Below are 15628 nucleotides of genomic sequence, written 5' to 3'. Positions count from 1 at the left end.
AATTTCATGCTGCTCATCGCGGGCTTGCCTGATGATCCCGCGCCATTGGTTTGAAACGATGAGTGCCGCGCGAAAGATGATCCGTTTTGCCCAAGGCAAATTATAGCTGCTTGGGAAGGCAGCCTCAGGACTTTTATACCAATGAAAAAACATTCAGATTTATTTTTTGACAGCTTGGAATTACGCACAGCAGATGAACGCGCCGGGCATTTGCGCCGGACATTACCCCGGCAAATCGCCAAGGCCCAGAAACTGCAAGGATATGCAGGACGCTTGGACGCATTCGATGCCGACACCATAACAGACGTGGCAACACTGGCGGACCTGCCTGTGCTGCGCAAATCCGATCTGGGCCATGCGCAATCAATGCATATGCCGTTCGGCAACTTCACCACGAAACCGGCCACCGGTTTCAGCCATATATTCCAGTCACCGGGCCCGATTTACGAACCCTTCGATGTGAACCATGACTGGTTTCGCATGGGCCGCTTTCTGCATGCGGTTGGCATTGGCAACGGGGATATCGTCCAGAACTGTTTTGGCTATCACCTGACACCTGCAGGAGCCATTTTTGAAAGCGGCGCCCATGCCGTAGGGGCGACGGTCCTGCCCGCCGGAACGGGCCAGACTGAACTACAGGTCACTGCGGCACGGGACGTCGGCACCACCGCCTATGCGGGCACGCCGGATTTCCTCAAAGTCATTCTGGATAAAGCAGATGACATGGGCATCGAGTTGAAGATTGCCAAGGCGGCAGTTGGCGGCGGCGCGCTCTTTCCGTCCCTGCGTAAGGAATATGCGGAGAGGGGCATCCTGTGTTTGCAGTGCTATGCGACGGCAGATTTGGGAAACATCGCCTATGAATCACCTGCGATGGAAGGGCTCATTCTGGATGAACAGGTTGTCGTTGAGATTGTCACACCCGGAACCGGGATACCTGTGCCGGAGGGGGAAGTTGGCGAGGTCATTGTCACCACACTGAACCCCGATTACCCGCTGATCCGTTTTTCCACCGGTGACCTGAGCGCGTTCATGGAAGGTGAAAGCCCGTGTGGTCGCACAAATCGCAGGATCAAAGGGTGGATGGGGCGCGCAGATCAGACAGCCAAGGTCAAGGGGATGTTCGTGCGCCCCGAACAGGTCGCGTCTTTTGTCGATCATCACGAGGAAGTCGTGAAGGCACGCGTTGTCATCACCCGCGCGGACGAGCAAGACGCGATGACCGTCAAGGTTGAGGCAAACGACACTGCAGATGCAACGCGCTATGCTTCGAGTGTTGTGGAGACCCTCAAGTTGAAGGCGGTGGTGGAAGTTGTCCCCGTGGGTAGTCTGCCCAAGGATGGTATGGTCATCGAAGACCAGCGCAGTTACGACTGACGTGCCGCACCTCAGCTACGACGCGCAAGCTTTGTCGCGGGCGCGGGTGATAGCCGTGCTGATCCCCGGTGCGCTGTCGCGTGGCGACATTTTTGCCCCCGTGCAGCGCTGGCAGGAGGCTGGCTATGGGTTGGCTACATATCGGTTTCCCGGGCTTGACAGCCGCCCTCTGTCCCCTGCGCTCAAAATAGAAAAGGCAGCGGCTGAAATCGCGGACCTCGCGAGCGCGCATCCAGATACGCCGTTTCGCCTGCTTGGCTTTTCCACAGGTGCGCCAATCGCGTTATCAGCGGCGCACAGGATGCGGAACGATGTGAAAGTGGCGGGTTTATCGCCGGCAGTTGAACGTGGGGGTGGCACAGAAACGGCGTTGCGCACCACACGACTGATCCTGAGCGCTGCATGGCGGGTCAGATCGGTTCGGCTGCGCACGGTTTGGCTTGAGTATTACCGATTGTTGCTATTTGGCATGCCGGTGCTGTCTGATCAGACGCTCAGCATCCGCGCGGCACAGATCATCAATGGGCGAGCAGATCGGATTGTTTTCCCGGAAGGTGGCATGCCGAAGGCGCATATGGCTGACTTGCGGCGGTGGCGCTTGCCCAAGGATACTGCATTTGAAAAGGGACAGATCCGGTTTTTCCACGGGCTGGAGGATCCGGTGTTTTCACCACAACAGGTGACGCATTTTGCGCGCCGGATCGGTGGTGTTCCTGTGACCGGATACGCGGATCAGGGGCATTTGATGTTTGCGTCGCATCTGCCGGTGTTTGACGATATCTTTGATTTTTTTGAGGGACGTCCACCCCGCAAAGGCGGTGGCATCGCGCTGTGAAACGCGGCCTTGTCACGGGTTAAAACGGGGCCGGGGGTGCGATTTGAACTGTCGCGCCCCCGACCCGGAACGATCAGGATTTATCGCCGATTTTGTCTTGCGTCTGCGTTTCGAAATCAGATGCATCGTGGCGTTCGTGCAATTGTGTTTCCGGCGCGCCGGACATGCGGTTTACCATGCGCCCACGTTGCACAGCGGGGCGTGCGTCGATCTTCTTGGCCCAGTTCAGCACATGCGTGTAGCTGGTGACATCCAGAAACTCAGCCGCATCATAAAGCCGCCCAAGCACGAGTTGCCCGTACCAAGACCAGATCGCCATATCCGCGATCGTATAGGTGTCTCCTGCGATGAAATCATTCTGTGAAAGCTGTCGCTCCAGCACGTCAAGCTGACGCTTGGCCTCCATGGAAAACCGGTTGATCGGATATTCCATCTTTTCGGGTGCATAGGCATAAAAGTGGCCAAAACCACCGCCCAGATAAGGCGCGGAGCCCATTTGCCAAAAGAGCCATGACAACGTTTCGGCACGCCCGGCGGGATCATCCGGGATGAACTGCCCGAATTTTTCCGCCAGATAGAGAAGTATGGCACCAGATTCGAAAACACGCTGCGGTGCATCGCCGGACCGGTCCATCAGGGCGGGAATTTTGGAGTTTGGGTTCACCTCGACAAAGCCACTGCCGAATTGATCGCCATCGCCGATCTTGATCAGCCAGGCATCATATTCGGCCTCGTTTATGCCAAGCGCCAATAGCTCTTCGAGCAACACGGTGACTTTGACGCCGTTGGGTGTCGCAAGCGAGTAAAGCTGCAAGGGGTGTTTGCCAACCGGGAGGTCCTTGTCATGGGTTGGGCCTGCAATGGGGCGGTTGATGCTGGCGAATTTGCCACCGCTCTCTGCCTCCCACGTCCAGACTTTGGGCGGGGTGTATTCCGTTTCGATGGTCATGAGAGCCTCTTGAATTTGCGAGTGTGTAGGGGAACCTAAGTCCTGAAGTTGAGATCGCAAGGCCGTTTTAAGCGCACTGTTTTGTGATGTCCGTCCCCGGGTCGCCGGATTACCCTTGCCAAGAACACCGGGTTTTGAGTTGATGCTGCCCATGATGGACCAATTAAAACAAACAGTGACAGAGCTTTACACAGGCTCAGAACGACGCTCACGGCGATTCCGATTTGGGCTGATCCTTTTTGATGTGTTCACGATCATCCTGTTTATCGCCATTGCACCCTTGCCTGCGACCGTCGGGCTGGAAACTCTCGGTTTTGCACTTGGCCTGTTTATCTTAATGGATTTCGCTGCGCGGCTCTGGATTGCGACTGACCGCAGGGAGATGCTGTTGAAAATCTATACGATCGCAGATGTGATCGTGATTCTCTCTTTGTTGATCGCGCCTTTTATTCATGCAAATCTCGCCTTTCTGCGCATTCTGCGCGGCCTGCGGATCATTCATTCATACCACCTGCTGCGCGACTTGCGGCGTGTCAGCCCATTTTTTGTCAAACACGAGGGCGCCGTCATTGCGGCCGTCAACCTGTTCGTGTTCGTGTTTTTCACAACGTCGGTTGTGTTTGCTCTGTTTGTCGAGCGTGGCACGGGGCTTGAGGGGTATATCAACGCCCTTTACTTCACGGTGTCCACGCTGACGACGACAGGGTACGGAGATATCACACCCACGACCACGGGCGGCAAGCTGCTGGCTGTGGTGATCATGGTGGTGGGCGTGGCCTTGTTCGTGCAGCTGGCGCGGGCCATCATCCAGCCCTCCAAGGTTAGGTATACCTGTCAGTCCTGTGGGTTGACCAAACATGACCATGACGCGGTGCATTGCAAACATTGTGGTGCAGTGGTTCGCATCACAACCGAAGGTATGGTATAGAAAGCCCGTGCGGAAAGTGGTTTCAAAACTCATATTCCTGCCGTCCCTGTGCTTAAGCCTCTTGGTGACGACGGTCTGGGCCGAGCAGCAGCCAGCTGGTCTCATGTGGAATAAGACCGGGCTGCCTGCCGTTTTCCCGTTACAGGTTAAGACATCGCCGGGTCAGGATTACATGATGACGTTGGTGGATGCTCAAACGCAGGCCCCCGCCCTTGCCGCCTTTATCGAAGGGGGGCAATTCTTCAAGGTACTGGTGCCGCCGGGGGATTATGATGTCCGCTTTGCGACGGGCGCGCGGTGGCAGGGCGAAGAGTTTTTATTCGGTAAAGATGAAACGACGCTGTTCGTTTTGGACGGGTCGTTGCGATTTGCCGTGATGGATTTCGCGACGAAGCTGGGCCATGTCATCGATTTTACGGCCTCTCAGGATGTCATCACCGTTAAGGCTCAATTCATTTGCCAGCGCATCAGCGCGGCCGAGTTCGCACGACCACAAGCGCCGTTTGATTATCTTGATGGCTATGCGACGCGATTGACGGATGAGGGCGCGCTGGTGCGTTTTCCAAACCGTTTTGCACCGGACCGGCTTTCTGCGGGCACAGATGATCCCGTGATTCCCACGGATTTCGCGCCGTACTTTTCGAACCCCGCATATGAGGTGCGAAAATTCCCCTGTTGAGCCCATAAAAAAAGCCGCCCGAGTGGGGCGGCCTTTTTTCGTAATTTGTTTGGTTTAACCCTGACGGGCTTTGAACCGGCGTTGCGTCTTGTTGATGACGTAGACGCGGCCCTTCCTGCGCACAACACGGCAGTCGCGGTGCCGATTCTTGAGCGAGCGGAGCGAATTGCGAACCTTCATGGTCGTTCTCCTCATGTTGTGGCGCGGTGCGGCGCCGGGTTTCGGGCAGCCCGTCGAAACGGACCAGTGTATCAAATGGTGGGCGATACTGGGATCGAACCAGTGACCCCTTCGATGTCAACGAAGTGCTCTACCGCTGAGCTAATCACCCACTATGTTGCCGCGCATTCCCGAACCCCACAAAAAATGGGGCGCGAAAAAACGCGCCGGTAGCGGCGTCTATAAAAGGAGTCGTCCGGGGGATCAAGGGCTTTTGGTTTCCAATCGTTCTGCGCTATGTATTAGACGAGGGAATACGAATGTTACACGTCGCCTATCACATCTGTCTGCCGAAGCGCGATACATCTTGCGTGGTATTTGCGTCACCGCATAGTGGTTCGGCGTACCCCAAGGATATGATCCGCAAAACGGTTCTGAATGACCGGTTGATACGGTCATCCGAGGACGCTTTCGTTGACCGCTTGTTTGACTGTGCGCCGGCCTTTGGTGCGCGGTTCATCAAGGCAGCCGCACCGCGTGCCTATGTCGATCTGAACCGCAGCCCCGATGAGTTGGACCCTGCGCTGATCGAAGGCGTGCGCCGGCAGGGGCATAACCCGAGGGTGGCATCAGGGTTGGGCGTGATTCCACGGGTCGTGGCGAATGGGCGCGCGATTTATCGCGGCAAGATCGCCATGGCCGATGCGCAGGAACGGCTTGACCGATATTGGCATCCCTACCACCAAAAGCTTCAGGTTCTTTTGAATGACGCGCATAGTTTTCACGGACAGGCGGTGTTGATTGACTGCCACTCGATGCCGCATGAGGCCGTGGAAAGTGTTGTGCGGTCCGGTGGGCAACGTCCGGATATCGTGTTGGGCGACAGATTCGGCGCGGCGGCGGCGGGCAGTGTCGTGGACCGTGTCGAAGCGGCCTTTGTTGCGCAGGGGTTTCGTGTGGCGCGCAATGCGCCCTTTGCCGGAGCCTATATTGCGCAGGCCTATGGGCGGCCGCAGCGCGGGCAGCATGCGGTTCAGGTAGAGCTTGATCGAGCGCTTTACATGGATGAAAAACGCATTCGGACGAATTCGAACTTTGAAGCTGTGCGCGCGGCCATACGTGCGGCGGTGGCTGAAATCGCGCAGATCGGTCAGGAAAAAATGCCGCTTGCCGCAGAGTAAGGCCAACGGCGACGGCATTAAGCGGCCACTTAACGCAGTGAGCGCCCTTTGAGGATGGCATCCGCGCCAAAGCGATCCCTTATCTTGTCTGTTGCGCGCTCAGCAGCGTTTCGTTGCCGCGCCTGTGGATCAAGAAGGTCGCCTGACAGATCCGCGCCGCCTTCCGGAATAAGGTCCGACAGGCCACAGCCCAGCAGGCGGTAGGGGCCTTGATTGCCGACCTGATCAAACAGACCACGGGCGGTGCGATAGATCGTATCTGCCATCTGGGTGCCATCGCGCAGGCTGACCCGTCGCGACAGCAGCGAATGATCCGCACGCTTGAGTTTCAGCGTGACGACCCTGCCCGCAAGCTGTTTGGCCTTGGCGCGGTCTGAAACCTTTTCAGCCATGCGCCACAGGTGCCCGTCCAGAAGCTCCGGATCAGAGGTATCATCATGAAAGGTTGTCTCGTTCGAGATGGATTTCATTGGCGTGTGGGCTGAGACGCGACGGTGATCTTCGCCCCGCGCCAGATGCCAGAGCCTGTCGCCCATCGATCCAAACCTTGCGCCCAGATCGCGCCTGTCCCACCGCAACAGGTCGGAAAATGTGCGAATACCCGCTTTTTCCAGCGAGGCCTGCCCCGCCGCGCCCACCCCCCAGATCATGCGCACAGGCTTGTTGCGCAAAAAGGCGGCGGTTTCGGCCTTGCCGATGATCGAAAAACCGTTCGGTTTGTCGAGGTCAGACGCGACTTTGGCGAGGAACTTGTTGTGAGACAGCCCGATTGACCCGGTCAGCCCCAGTTCCTGATGCATCCGCTTGACCAGTTTGGCCAGCATGACCGCCGGTGGTGCCCCGTGCAGGCGTGCGGTCCCGGACAGGTCCATGAAGGCTTCGTCCAGCGACAGGGGTTCGATGGCTGGCGTGAGGTCTTCCATCATGGCGCGGATCGCGCGGGAGGCCTCGACGTAGGCTTGCATCCGGGGTTTGATGATGATGGCTTCGGGGCAGAGTTTGAGCGCCTGAAACATGGGCATCGCTGAGCGGACGCCGCGAATGCGCGCCACATAACATGCGGTTGAGACAACGCCGCGCCGCCCGCCGCCGATGATCACGGGCTTACCCTCAAGCTCAGGATTGTCGCGCTTTTCCACCGAGGCGTAAAAGGCGTCACAATCCATATGCGCGATTGAAAGGTCCGTCAGTTCAGCATGCGCGATCCTGCGCGGGCTGCTGCAGTTGGGGCAGCGTTGCCCGTGGTCAAATAGGGAAAAACAGTCGCGGCAGAGTGTTGGCATATCGCAGCTATGTGGAGAACGCTTGGCGCTCAGGTTAGGTCAGATCAGGATCAATGAACATGCCGAATTTGGCTTCGCAGTTCTGATTATGTCATGCTTTGGCGGTGAAAAGCCCCCCGCTGCCTTGAGCGGGGGGAGGTAACGAACCTCAGGAAGAAGCGGTTCGTCGGGGAGTATCACTCAGTTAACGGTACCACTCATGAGTGAATTTACCTAAGCCGCCGCGCCATAATTTGGCTACATCCTGTTGTCTGTTGTCTGTGGGCCACAGTCTTTAGCGTCGCGGAGGTGTTGCGACAGTCTTCTTCAGGTTGTGGATAAGTCCGGTTTCCAAAGGCTTTTCAGCGATTTGGGTTGTGGGCTTGTGGGCTTTTCAGCTCGGTCAGGATGGCTTGTGCCGCGGCACGCGGATTTTGCGCTTTCCAGACCGGACGGCCCACCACAATGTGGTCCGCGCCATCCGCAATCGCGTTTGCAGGCGTGGCGACTCGCTTTTGATCCCCCAGATCCGCGCCTGCGGGGCGCACGCCGGGGGTCACGATCAACCGACCTGTGGCGGAGGGAAGGGCGCGGATGAGTGCCGCCTCATGGGGGGACGCGATGACGCCATCTGCCCCGGCTTCAAAGGCGCGATCCGCGCGCATCTGCACCAGATCAGAGAGTTCACCGTCTTGGATCAGGCATTGGTCAAGATCGCCCCGGTCCAGCGATGTCAGGATCGTTACGGCCAGAATTTTCATGTCGGAATTGGCGGCACCCTCGCGCGCGGCGCGTACCACGTGCGGGTCACCATGCACCGTCAGGAAATCCAGATCGAATTGCGCAAGGCCCCGAACGGCTGCTTCTACCGTGGCGCTGATGTCAAAGAGCTTCATGTCCAGAAAGATCCGCTTCCCGTGCTCTTGCTTGAGCTCATTGGCCAAGGCAAGCCCGCCGCCCGTCAACATGCCAAGGCCAATTTTATAAAAACCGACCGCATCCCCGATCTGAGCGGCAAGCTCGTGCCCGGCAAGGGCGTTCGGGACATCCAGTGCCACGATCAGGCGGTCGTCGGGTGTTGTGGTGTCAGTCATCGGGCATTCTCCTGTGCATGGGGCGATGCTTTATGCGCTGCGGCGCATGCTGTCTATGTAGCGCAGGGAGATGTGCATGAAAAAGCCCGAACACAGTCGGCTGACTGTACTCGGGCGTAAGGTCAATTTGCAGCCTTTGCGTTGGAAAAGCGGCTCGCCCCGAGAAAGGACTTCGCGCATCGACAAAACGCCAAAGGCTCTTTTGCAATGCACGCCGCTTTAACACGCAGGCGTTTTTATGCGTTTATGGCGTACCATGCCAACTCGTCACTATTCGTACCTAAGAGGAATACAACTTAACCAAACACTCGCCATCCCACCCTCTTGAGATCAATTTACGCGACCGCTCGGTGTGCGTAACGGGGAAAGGCCGCACCCTATTCCCACCTGATTTTGACATGGATCACTGCGTTTTACCGCGCGTTAAAGTAGAAGAAAGGCGGAGGTGGTATTGTTTCGCTCTTGAAGCGTCGGGTTCCGCTTCCCAAATGGAAGGAAAGGTCCAGTACGCTGACGTGCCGCCAGGTCGGGCGCAGCGCAAAGGGGACGCTTAACGAAAAGGAGATTGCCATGGACTTGAACAAGTTCACGGAACGGTCGCGCGGGTTTATCCAGGCGGCACAGACGATTGCGGCACGCGAAAGCCATCAGAGATTGGCAGCCGAACACTTATTGAAAGCATTGATGGACGATGATCAGGGGCTGGCCAGCAATCTGATCTCAGCTGCGGGTGGGCAACCAGCGCAGGTCCTGGATGCTGTTGATCTCGCACTGGGTAAAATGCCCAAGGTGACCGGTGATGCTGCACAGGTTTATGTGGATGGCACCACGACCAAGGTTCTCGCCGAGGCCGAGCAACTGGCCAAAAAGGCCGGTGACAGTTTTGTCCCTGTCGAGCGCATTTTGATGGCGCTGTGCATGGTCAAATCAGGGGCTAAAACGGCCTTGGATGCGGGGCAGGTGACCGCGCAGGCGTTGAACGGTGCAATTAACGATGTGCGCAAGGGGCGCACAGCGGATACCGCAACTGCCGAAGAAGGCTATGATGCGTTGAAGAAATACGCGATGGACCTGACAGATCGGGCCGAGGCGGGCAAGATCGACCCGATCATCGGTCGGGACGAGGAAATCCGCCGCACCATGCAGGTTCTGAGCCGCCGGACCAAGAACAATCCGGTGCTGATCGGGGAGCCGGGCGTTGGTAAAACCGCGATTGCCGAAGGGCTGGCCCTGCGGATCGTAAACGGCGATGTGCCTGAATCCCTGCGCAACAAGAAGCTGCTCGCGCTGGATATGGGTGCATTGATCGCGGGAGCAAAGTTTCGCGGTGAATTTGAAGAACGCCTCAAAGCGGTGCTGACCGAAGTCACGGAAGCTGCGGGCGAGATCATTCTTTTCATCGATGAGATGCACACGCTTGTCGGCGCGGGTAAGGCGGATGGCGCAATGGATGCGGCCAACCTGATCAAACCTGCCCTTGCGCGTGGTGAGTTGCATTGTGTCGGGGCAACCACGCTTGATGAGTATCGCAAATATGTTGAAAAAGACGCAGCCCTTGCGCGTCGGTTCCAGCCCATTCTGGTGCAGGAGCCAACGGTCGAGGACACGGTGTCGATCCTGCGTGGTATCAAAGAGAAATACGAGCTTCACCATGGTGTGCGTATCTCGGATTCGTCGCTGGTCGCGGCGGCGACGCTGAGCCACCGCTACATCACCGACCGGTTCTTGCCTGATAAGGCAATCGACCTCGTGGACGAAGCGGCATCGCGTTTGCGCATGGAAGTGGACAGCAAACCCGAAGAACTGGACGCCATCGACCGCCAGATCCTGCAGATGCAGATCGAGGCCGAAGCGCTCCGGCGTGAGGACGATGCGGCAAGCTTGGATCGCCTTGAGACGCTGGAAAAGGAACTGTCCGAATTGCAGGAGCGCAGCGATGCGATGACTGCGAAATGGCAGGCCGAGCGGGACAAGTTGGCGGGCGCGCGTGATCTCAAGGAACAACTTGATCATGCCCGCGCGGAACTGGAAATCGCCAAGCGCGAGGGGAACCTCGGTAAAGCGGGCGAATTATCTTATGGAGTGATCCCGCAACTGGAAAAGCAGCTGGAGGCTGCCGAGGGGCGGGACGACGGCGACGTCATGGTCGAAGAAGCCGTGCGCCCCGAGCAGATCGCCAGTGTGGTTGAGCGCTGGACCGGTATCCCGGCGGGCAAAATGCTGGAAGGTGAACGCGATAAACTGCTGCGCATGGAGGATCAGCTGCATGGCCGGGTGATCGGGCAGGAACCCGCGGTGCGCGCAATTTCCAACGCGGTGCGCCGTGCGCGCGCGGGTCTGAATGATGAGAACCGGCCTTTGGGCTCGTTCCTGTTCCTTGGGCCAACCGGTGTTGGTAAAACCGAACTGACCAAAGCGGTCGCTGAGTTTCTGTTTGATGACGACAATGCGATGGTGCGCATCGACATGTCAGAGTTCATGGAAAAACACGCGGTGTCGCGCCTGATCGGTGCCCCTCCCGGCTATGTCGGGTACGATGAAGGCGGCGTTTTGACCGAAGCTGTGCGTCGCAGACCCTATCAGGTTGTCCTGTTCGATGAGGTCGAAAAGGCCCACCCGGATGTTTTCAACGTCCTGTTGCAGGTGCTGGATGATGGGGTTCTGACCGACGGTCAGGGTCGCACGGTAGATTTCAAACAGACGTTGATCGTGTTGACCTCAAACCTCGGGGCGCAGGCGCTTAGCCAGCTGCCTGATGGGGCCGATGCATCGGGTGCAAAGCGGGATGTGATGGATGCGGTCCGCGCCCATTTCCGGCCGGAGTTCTTGAACCGTCTGGATGAGACGATCATCTTTGACCGACTTGCACGGACCGATATGGATGGGATCGTCGACATTCAGATGGCGCGTCTGTTGAAACGGCTGGCCGGTCGCAAGATCGCACTGGAACTGGATGACGCGGCACGCATGTGGCTCGCGGACGAAGGCTACGACCCGGTCTTCGGGGCGCGCCCGCTGAAACGTGTGATCCAGCGCGCCTTGCAGGATCCGCTTGCCGAGATGATCTTGGCAGGGGACGTCAAAGACGGCGATGTCATTCAGGTCAGTGTCGGCAGCGAAGGTCTGTTAATCGGCGACAGGATCGCGGCGACCAACAGGCCCAAGCCGGATGAAGCGGTCGTACACTAACCCACATCAATAATTGAAATGGCCCGGCAATTCAGTTTTGCCGGGCCATCCTTTTTTACAGATACTGTGATCAGCTTTGTGGCGGCAGGATCACCGCATCAATCACGTGGATCACGCCATTGGACGTTACGATGTCCGCCGTGATCACGCTGGCCTCGTTGACTTTCACGCCGTCATCCAGATCGATCATGATGTCGCTGCCGTTGACAGTTGCGGCTGTCATATCGTCAGTCAGGTCCGTGGACATCACTTTGCCTGCGACAACGTGATAGGTCAGGATCGCGACAAGCTGGTCCTTGTTCTCTGGCTTGAGCAGGTTTTCGACCGTGCCTTCGGGCAGAGCGGCGAATGCCTCATCCGTGGGTGCGAATACAGTGAAGGGGCCATCGCCTTTCAGCGTGTCGACAAGATCAGCTGCGCTGACGGCTGCAACCAGTGTTTCGAATGTGCCGGCACCGACAGCTGTGTCGACGATGTCTTTCTTGGCACCTGCAAAGGCGGCGGTAGCTGCGAGGGCTGTTGCTGCTGTAAGGGCAAAGAGTGTTTTACGAAGCATGGAATTCTCCCGATAATTTGTTTTAGGTCTGCCGTGAGTGGCATCGTAGGGGAAACGGTTGAAACCCACGGCTGGATCACCCTATTTTTCAACAGGTTGGCATTGATCGGGCTGGTCTTCGCACTAAGCAGTGCCGCGTGATTATTTCCAATAACGAATATGTCAGGAACCGTGAGTGATCTGCCGCTATTTCACGCCTGAGCATTGACGACCGGCGGGCTGGGGTGCACTACGAAGCCCATGAAAATGCCCCCCGAAATGGTTCTGTTTGATTGTGACGGTGTCTTGGTCGATAGCGAAGCGCTGACGGCCGACGTGTTGTGTCTGAACCTGCGGCGGCATGGCTTGGCGCTTACCCATGCAGAACTTGGCGCGATGTTTCTTGGTGGCACGATCATGGGTGTAGAAGCCAAGGCGCTGGAACTTGGCGCGGACCTGCCAAAAGGCTGGGTAGATCAGATTTATGCGGAGGTCTTCGAGACGCTTGGGGCGTCCGTTGAAATCGTTCCCGGTGTGTTTGGTGTTCTGGATGCGCTGGATGCGGCGGGCATACCCTATGCGGTCGGGTCCAATGGTCCCCATAAAAAGATGCAGATCACACTGACCAGAACAGGGCTCATCAACCGGCTAGAGGGGCGCATCTATTCACGCGAAGATGTCGCGCAGCCAAAACCCGCGCCGGATGTCTATCTTAAGGCGGCGGCGGATGCCGGTGTTGCGCCCAACCGCTGCGTGGTCATTGAAGACAGCCCCAATGGGGCCCGCGCCGGGCAGGCAGCGGGCATGTGGTGTCTGGGGTTTGCTGCGGAAACGGATGCCGCGCTGCTGACGCCTGTATGCGACGATGTCTTTCATGCGATGGGTGATTTGCCGGGGCTTTTGGGCCTTTAGCGGCGCTTTGCCTTCTATTACAGCGTCAAACATTCTGGTGATATATGTGAAATCTGTCCGCAATTCATTTGGTTGCGCGTGCTCCGACGCCTACATCTGCTGCAACGCGTAAAAAACCGGAGCAAAAAATGGCCTTTCGCTGGAAGAACACCCTTAAAGATCGCGATGTGACGGATGAGGCGCTGTTTCTGAACAGACGTCAATTGATGGGCGCAGCGGCGGCGGGTGCCGGTTTTGCGATGACGGGGCAGGCGGTTGCTGCTGAAGAGGCGCTTGAACCCACGTCGTGGGATGACATTACACAATATAACAACTTCTATGAATTCGGCACCGGCAAGGATGATCCGGTCCGATATGCCGGTGCGCTGACGACATCGCCCTGGACGGTGAAGATCGACGGGATGGTGGATCGTCCGGCGGATTATGATTTCGAAGACATCATGAAGGCGATGACCGTGGAACAGCGCATCTACCGCTTCCGCTGTGTTGAGGCGTGGTCGATGGTGATTCCGTGGAATGGTTTTGAACTGGCGGACCTGCTGGAAGTCGCGGGTGTGCAGGAGGGGGCGAAATACATACGCTTCGAAACCCTTTACCGGCCCTCCGAGATGCGTGGTCAGAGCAGCAACTTCATCGACTGGCCTTATGTCGAGGGGCTGCGGCTTGATGAGGCGATGCATCCGCTGACCATGATGGCCACTGGTATATACGGCAGGGATATCCCCAACCAGAATGGCGCGCCGATGCGGTTGGTGGTGCCGTGGAAATATGGCTTCAAATCGATCAAGTCGATCGTGCGCATTACGGTAACGGATGAAGCGCCGGTAAATACGTGGCAGCAGCTGCAGCCCAGCGAATACGGCTTTTATGCAAATGTGAACCCTGAGGTCGATCACCCGCGGTGGTCACAGGCGACGGAACGCGTGATCGGCGGCGGCTTGTTTTCCCCGCGTATTCCGACCCTGATGTTCAACGGCTATGAAGAAGAGGTCGCGAGCCTTTATGCCGGTATGGACCTGAGCAAGTTCTACTGAGCACAAGCGTTAGTATATAGTATCAGCCCATGCCACTCACAGACCGCATAAACGGCTTTGCCCGAAAGGTTCCGGTTTGGGCTGTCTATATACTGTATCTCTTGCCCGTGCCTTGGTTGCTTTATCTGGCCCAAACGGGTGGCCTTGGGCGTGAACCGATCAAGGCGTTGGAACATGAGCTGGGCGAGATCGCCCTGCAGCTTCTGATCATCGGATTATGTATCTCGCCACTGCGGCGATATCTTGGTGTGAACCTGATCCGGTTCCGCCGTACGTTTGGTTTGCTTGCCTTTACATATGTCGCCTTGCACCTGCTGGTCTGGCTCGTTCTGGATGTGGGGATCATCAGCCAGATTTGGGCGGACATTATAAAGCGTCCTTACATCACCATCGGTATGATAGGGTTTCTGGTACTTGTGCCGCTGGCGGTGACGTCCAACAACTGGTCCGTGCGTCGCCTTGGTGCCACATGGCACAAGCTGCACAAACTTGCTTATGTCGCAGTCATTTTTGGTGCGGTGCATTTCATCATGGTCAAGAAGGTCTGGGAGCTTGAGCCCTTGATCTATTTGGGCGTGATCATGGGGCTATTGGCGCTGCGCCTACCCAAGAAGCGTAGGAATCAAACAGTCTGAGCGCGCTGTGACTGAAAAAGCAGCGGTTTGAGAACCAGCCAGCCAAAGTGATTCATCGATTCCATGTCATCAGGACACAGTTTCTCAGCAGTCCCGCTGGTTTTTTGACGCCAGAACGAGAAATTCGGAATGAATCACCCGACTCGCTCTGTGCGATTCATGCGATTCCGGGAGTGATTCACGAGTGATTTGCGAAAAGACTCGGCTGCTCTTGGGGATAAGTCATCTGATACCCCAATATGTAGGGATTCCGGGCGCACCTTTGACCTACGGTAAACCTAATCTGAAGCAGCAGGCGCAGAAGTCTCAAAGAATAATGAAGTATAACCCATTGATTTTATTCACAAAGGAAGAAAAGATTAAAAAAAGCGTCGTTTCTTGAAAAAAGGGGTTGCGGGTACCGGCCACTAACCGTAGAATCCACCTCACCGGCGGCGCAGAGATGCACCAACGGGGCGCCAGACGGGCGGGACACACCGGAAACGGGACGGACCGAAACGAGGCGGAAGAAGAAAAATCAGAGGTAAACGAGGCGGGGCGCGCCAAAGAAGTTAGGGCGCATCCAGTCACATTTGTCTCTACGCTCTTTGAAATTGATGAATATCTGAAGAGATATGTGGGCGGTTTGGTTCATTCGATGGATCAACCTCTTCATATCGCGCTCTTAGGCTTCGGCCGATTATAGAGTGTCAGCTTCACTGTTTGGACGGCTTCTGGTTAACTTTGTTAACTGAAGCACAACAAACAGAAAAGACGCCTGTACCTTTCAGTAAGGGGTGCAGGTCGATGTGCAGAGGTTCGAACGTCAAGGATAAGCATGCAAATGCTTTTCAACTTGAGAGTTTGATCCTGGCTCAGA

Annotated in this window: 14 protein-coding genes, 1 tRNA gene and 1 rRNA gene (1 of these 16 running past the window's edge); 10 read left to right on the top strand and 6 right to left on the bottom strand. The window is 56.8% G+C overall.

What is annotated here, in order from left to right:
- Window positions 1-141 precede the first annotated feature (141 nt).
- Both RLO149_RS18590 and RLO149_RS18585 read left to right on the top strand, forming a co-directional pair.
- Window positions 142-1377: a phenylacetate--CoA ligase family protein gene (locus RLO149_RS18590; protein WP_013963620.1), complete on the top strand. Its 1236-nt coding sequence runs from the start codon at window positions 142-144 to the stop codon at window positions 1375-1377.
- Window positions 1340-2212 carry an alpha/beta fold hydrolase gene (locus RLO149_RS18585; protein WP_148264404.1) on the top strand — a complete coding sequence of 291 codons (873 nt, stop codon included), beginning with the start codon at window positions 1340-1342 and terminating at the stop codon, window positions 2210-2212. The genes RLO149_RS18590 and RLO149_RS18585 overlap by 38 nt, the downstream gene beginning before the upstream one ends.
- A 73-nt stretch (window positions 2213-2285) precedes the next feature.
- Here RLO149_RS18585 and yghU read toward each other — a convergent pair whose 3' ends face one another.
- Window positions 2286-3161, bottom strand: coding sequence for a glutathione-dependent disulfide-bond oxidoreductase (gene yghU / locus RLO149_RS18580; protein ID WP_013963618.1), 876 nt, complete (start codon window positions 3159-3161; stop codon window positions 2286-2288).
- A 154-nt stretch (window positions 3162-3315) separates the two neighbouring features.
- On the opposite strand from yghU, the gene RLO149_RS18575 reads away from it, so the two are divergent.
- Both RLO149_RS18575 and RLO149_RS18570 read left to right on the top strand, forming a co-directional pair.
- Window positions 3316-4089: an ion channel gene (locus RLO149_RS18575; RefSeq protein ID WP_044025749.1), complete on the top strand. Its 774-nt coding sequence runs from the start codon at window positions 3316-3318 to the stop codon at window positions 4087-4089.
- A 103-nt stretch (window positions 4090-4192) separates the two neighbouring features.
- Entirely contained in the window at window positions 4193-4768 is a 576-nt protein-coding gene (locus RLO149_RS18570; RefSeq protein ID WP_245538086.1) for a hypothetical protein, read from the top strand.
- 54 nt (window positions 4769-4822) lie between these two features.
- On the opposite strand, the gene ykgO is transcribed toward RLO149_RS18570, so the two are convergent.
- Both ykgO and RLO149_RS18560 read right to left on the bottom strand, forming a co-directional pair.
- Entirely contained in the window at window positions 4823-4948 is a 126-nt protein-coding gene (ykgO, locus tag RLO149_RS18565) for a type B 50S ribosomal protein L36 (protein ID WP_005850168.1), read from the bottom strand.
- A gap of 76 nt (window positions 4949-5024) precedes the next feature.
- Window positions 5025-5099 (bottom strand) — tRNA-Val (locus RLO149_RS18560).
- Window positions 5100-5247: 148 nt separating this feature from the next.
- Here RLO149_RS18560 and RLO149_RS18555 point away from each other — a divergent pair.
- The gene (locus RLO149_RS18555; protein WP_013963615.1) at window positions 5248-6108 is read left to right on the top strand and encodes an N-formylglutamate amidohydrolase; all 861 of its coding nucleotides are present in this window, start codon (window positions 5248-5250) and stop codon (window positions 6106-6108) included.
- A gap of 29 nt (window positions 6109-6137) precedes the next feature.
- On the opposite strand, the gene RLO149_RS18550 is transcribed toward RLO149_RS18555, so the two are convergent.
- On the bottom strand, window positions 6138-7391 hold the full coding sequence (locus tag RLO149_RS18550; RefSeq protein WP_013963614.1) for a DNA polymerase IV: 1254 nt from the start codon (window positions 7389-7391) through the stop codon (window positions 6138-6140).
- Window positions 7392-7732: 341 nt separating this feature from the next.
- On the bottom strand, window positions 7733-8464 hold the full coding sequence (gene pyrF / locus RLO149_RS18545) for an orotidine-5'-phosphate decarboxylase (RefSeq protein WP_013963613.1): 732 nt from the start codon (window positions 8462-8464) through the stop codon (window positions 7733-7735).
- Window positions 8465-9034: 570 nt separating this feature from the next.
- Here pyrF and clpB point away from each other — a divergent pair.
- A complete protein-coding gene (gene clpB, locus RLO149_RS18540) occupies window positions 9035-11653 on the top strand; it encodes an ATP-dependent chaperone ClpB (protein ID WP_013963612.1) in 2619 nt (872 codons plus the stop codon).
- Window positions 11654-11723: 70 nt separating this feature from the next.
- Here the strand turns inward: clpB and RLO149_RS18535 are convergent, their stop codons facing one another.
- Window positions 11724-12209 carry a fasciclin domain-containing protein gene (locus tag RLO149_RS18535; RefSeq protein WP_013963611.1) on the bottom strand — a complete coding sequence of 162 codons (486 nt, stop codon included), beginning with the start codon at window positions 12207-12209 and terminating at the stop codon, window positions 11724-11726.
- A 240-nt stretch (window positions 12210-12449) separates the two neighbouring features.
- Here RLO149_RS18535 and RLO149_RS18530 point away from each other — a divergent pair, with 240 nt between their 5' ends.
- The 4 genes from RLO149_RS18530 to RLO149_RS18510 all read left to right on the top strand — a co-directional run.
- On the top strand, window positions 12450-13100 hold the full coding sequence (locus RLO149_RS18530; protein WP_013963610.1) for an HAD family hydrolase: 651 nt from the start codon (window positions 12450-12452) through the stop codon (window positions 13098-13100).
- 128 nt (window positions 13101-13228) lie between these two features.
- Complete coding sequence (gene msrP / locus RLO149_RS18525) at window positions 13229-14134, top strand: protein-methionine-sulfoxide reductase catalytic subunit MsrP (RefSeq protein WP_013963609.1); 906 nt, start codon at window positions 13229-13231, stop codon at window positions 14132-14134.
- 29 nt (window positions 14135-14163) lie between these two features.
- Window positions 14164-14769: a protein-methionine-sulfoxide reductase heme-binding subunit MsrQ gene (gene msrQ, locus RLO149_RS18520; RefSeq protein ID WP_013963608.1), complete on the top strand. Its 606-nt coding sequence runs from the start codon at window positions 14164-14166 to the stop codon at window positions 14767-14769.
- A gap of 831 nt (window positions 14770-15600) precedes the next feature.
- Window positions 15601-15628: ribosomal RNA gene (locus RLO149_RS18510) — 16S ribosomal RNA — on the top strand; it runs 1436 nt beyond the window's last position.

Origin of the sequence: Roseobacter litoralis Och 149 (assembly GCF_000154785.2) — a bacterium.
Classification (GTDB): Bacteria; Pseudomonadota; Alphaproteobacteria; order Rhodobacterales; family Rhodobacteraceae; genus Roseobacter; species Roseobacter litoralis.
Note: the sequence above shows the minus strand (reverse complement) of the source record. Positions and strands in the feature narration are given on the sequence as shown.

Bases quoted from the DNA above. Each gene is read 5' to 3' on its own strand.
- RLO149_RS18590 (WP_013963620.1), top strand. From the start codon at position 142: ATGAAAAAACATTCAGATTTATTTTTTGACAGCTTGGAATTACGCACA.
- RLO149_RS18585 (WP_148264404.1), top strand. From the start codon at position 1,340: ATGGTATGGTCATCGAAGACCAGCGCAGTTACGACTGACGTGCCGCAC.
- yghU (WP_013963618.1), bottom strand. From the start codon at position 3,161: ATGACCATCGAAACGGAATACACCCCGCCCAAAGTCTGGACGTGGGAG.
- RLO149_RS18575 (WP_044025749.1), top strand. From the start codon at position 3,316: ATGGACCAATTAAAACAAACAGTGACAGAGCTTTACACAGGCTCAGAA.
- RLO149_RS18570 (WP_245538086.1), top strand. From the start codon at position 4,193: ATGTGGAATAAGACCGGGCTGCCTGCCGTTTTCCCGTTACAGGTTAAG.
- ykgO (WP_005850168.1), bottom strand. From the start codon at position 4,948: ATGAAGGTTCGCAATTCGCTCCGCTCGCTCAAGAATCGGCACCGCGAC.
- RLO149_RS18555 (WP_013963615.1), top strand. From the start codon at position 5,248: ATGTTACACGTCGCCTATCACATCTGTCTGCCGAAGCGCGATACATCT.
- RLO149_RS18550 (WP_013963614.1), bottom strand. From the start codon at position 7,391: ATGCCAACACTCTGCCGCGACTGTTTTTCCCTATTTGACCACGGGCAA.
- pyrF (WP_013963613.1), bottom strand. From the start codon at position 8,464: ATGACTGACACCACAACACCCGACGACCGCCTGATCGTGGCACTGGAT.
- clpB (WP_013963612.1), top strand. From the start codon at position 9,035: ATGGACTTGAACAAGTTCACGGAACGGTCGCGCGGGTTTATCCAGGCG.
- RLO149_RS18535 (WP_013963611.1), bottom strand. From the start codon at position 12,209: ATGCTTCGTAAAACACTCTTTGCCCTTACAGCAGCAACAGCCCTCGCA.
- RLO149_RS18530 (WP_013963610.1), top strand. From the start codon at position 12,450: ATGAAAATGCCCCCCGAAATGGTTCTGTTTGATTGTGACGGTGTCTTG.
- msrP (WP_013963609.1), top strand. From the start codon at position 13,229: ATGGCCTTTCGCTGGAAGAACACCCTTAAAGATCGCGATGTGACGGAT.
- msrQ (WP_013963608.1), top strand. From the start codon at position 14,164: ATGCCACTCACAGACCGCATAAACGGCTTTGCCCGAAAGGTTCCGGTT.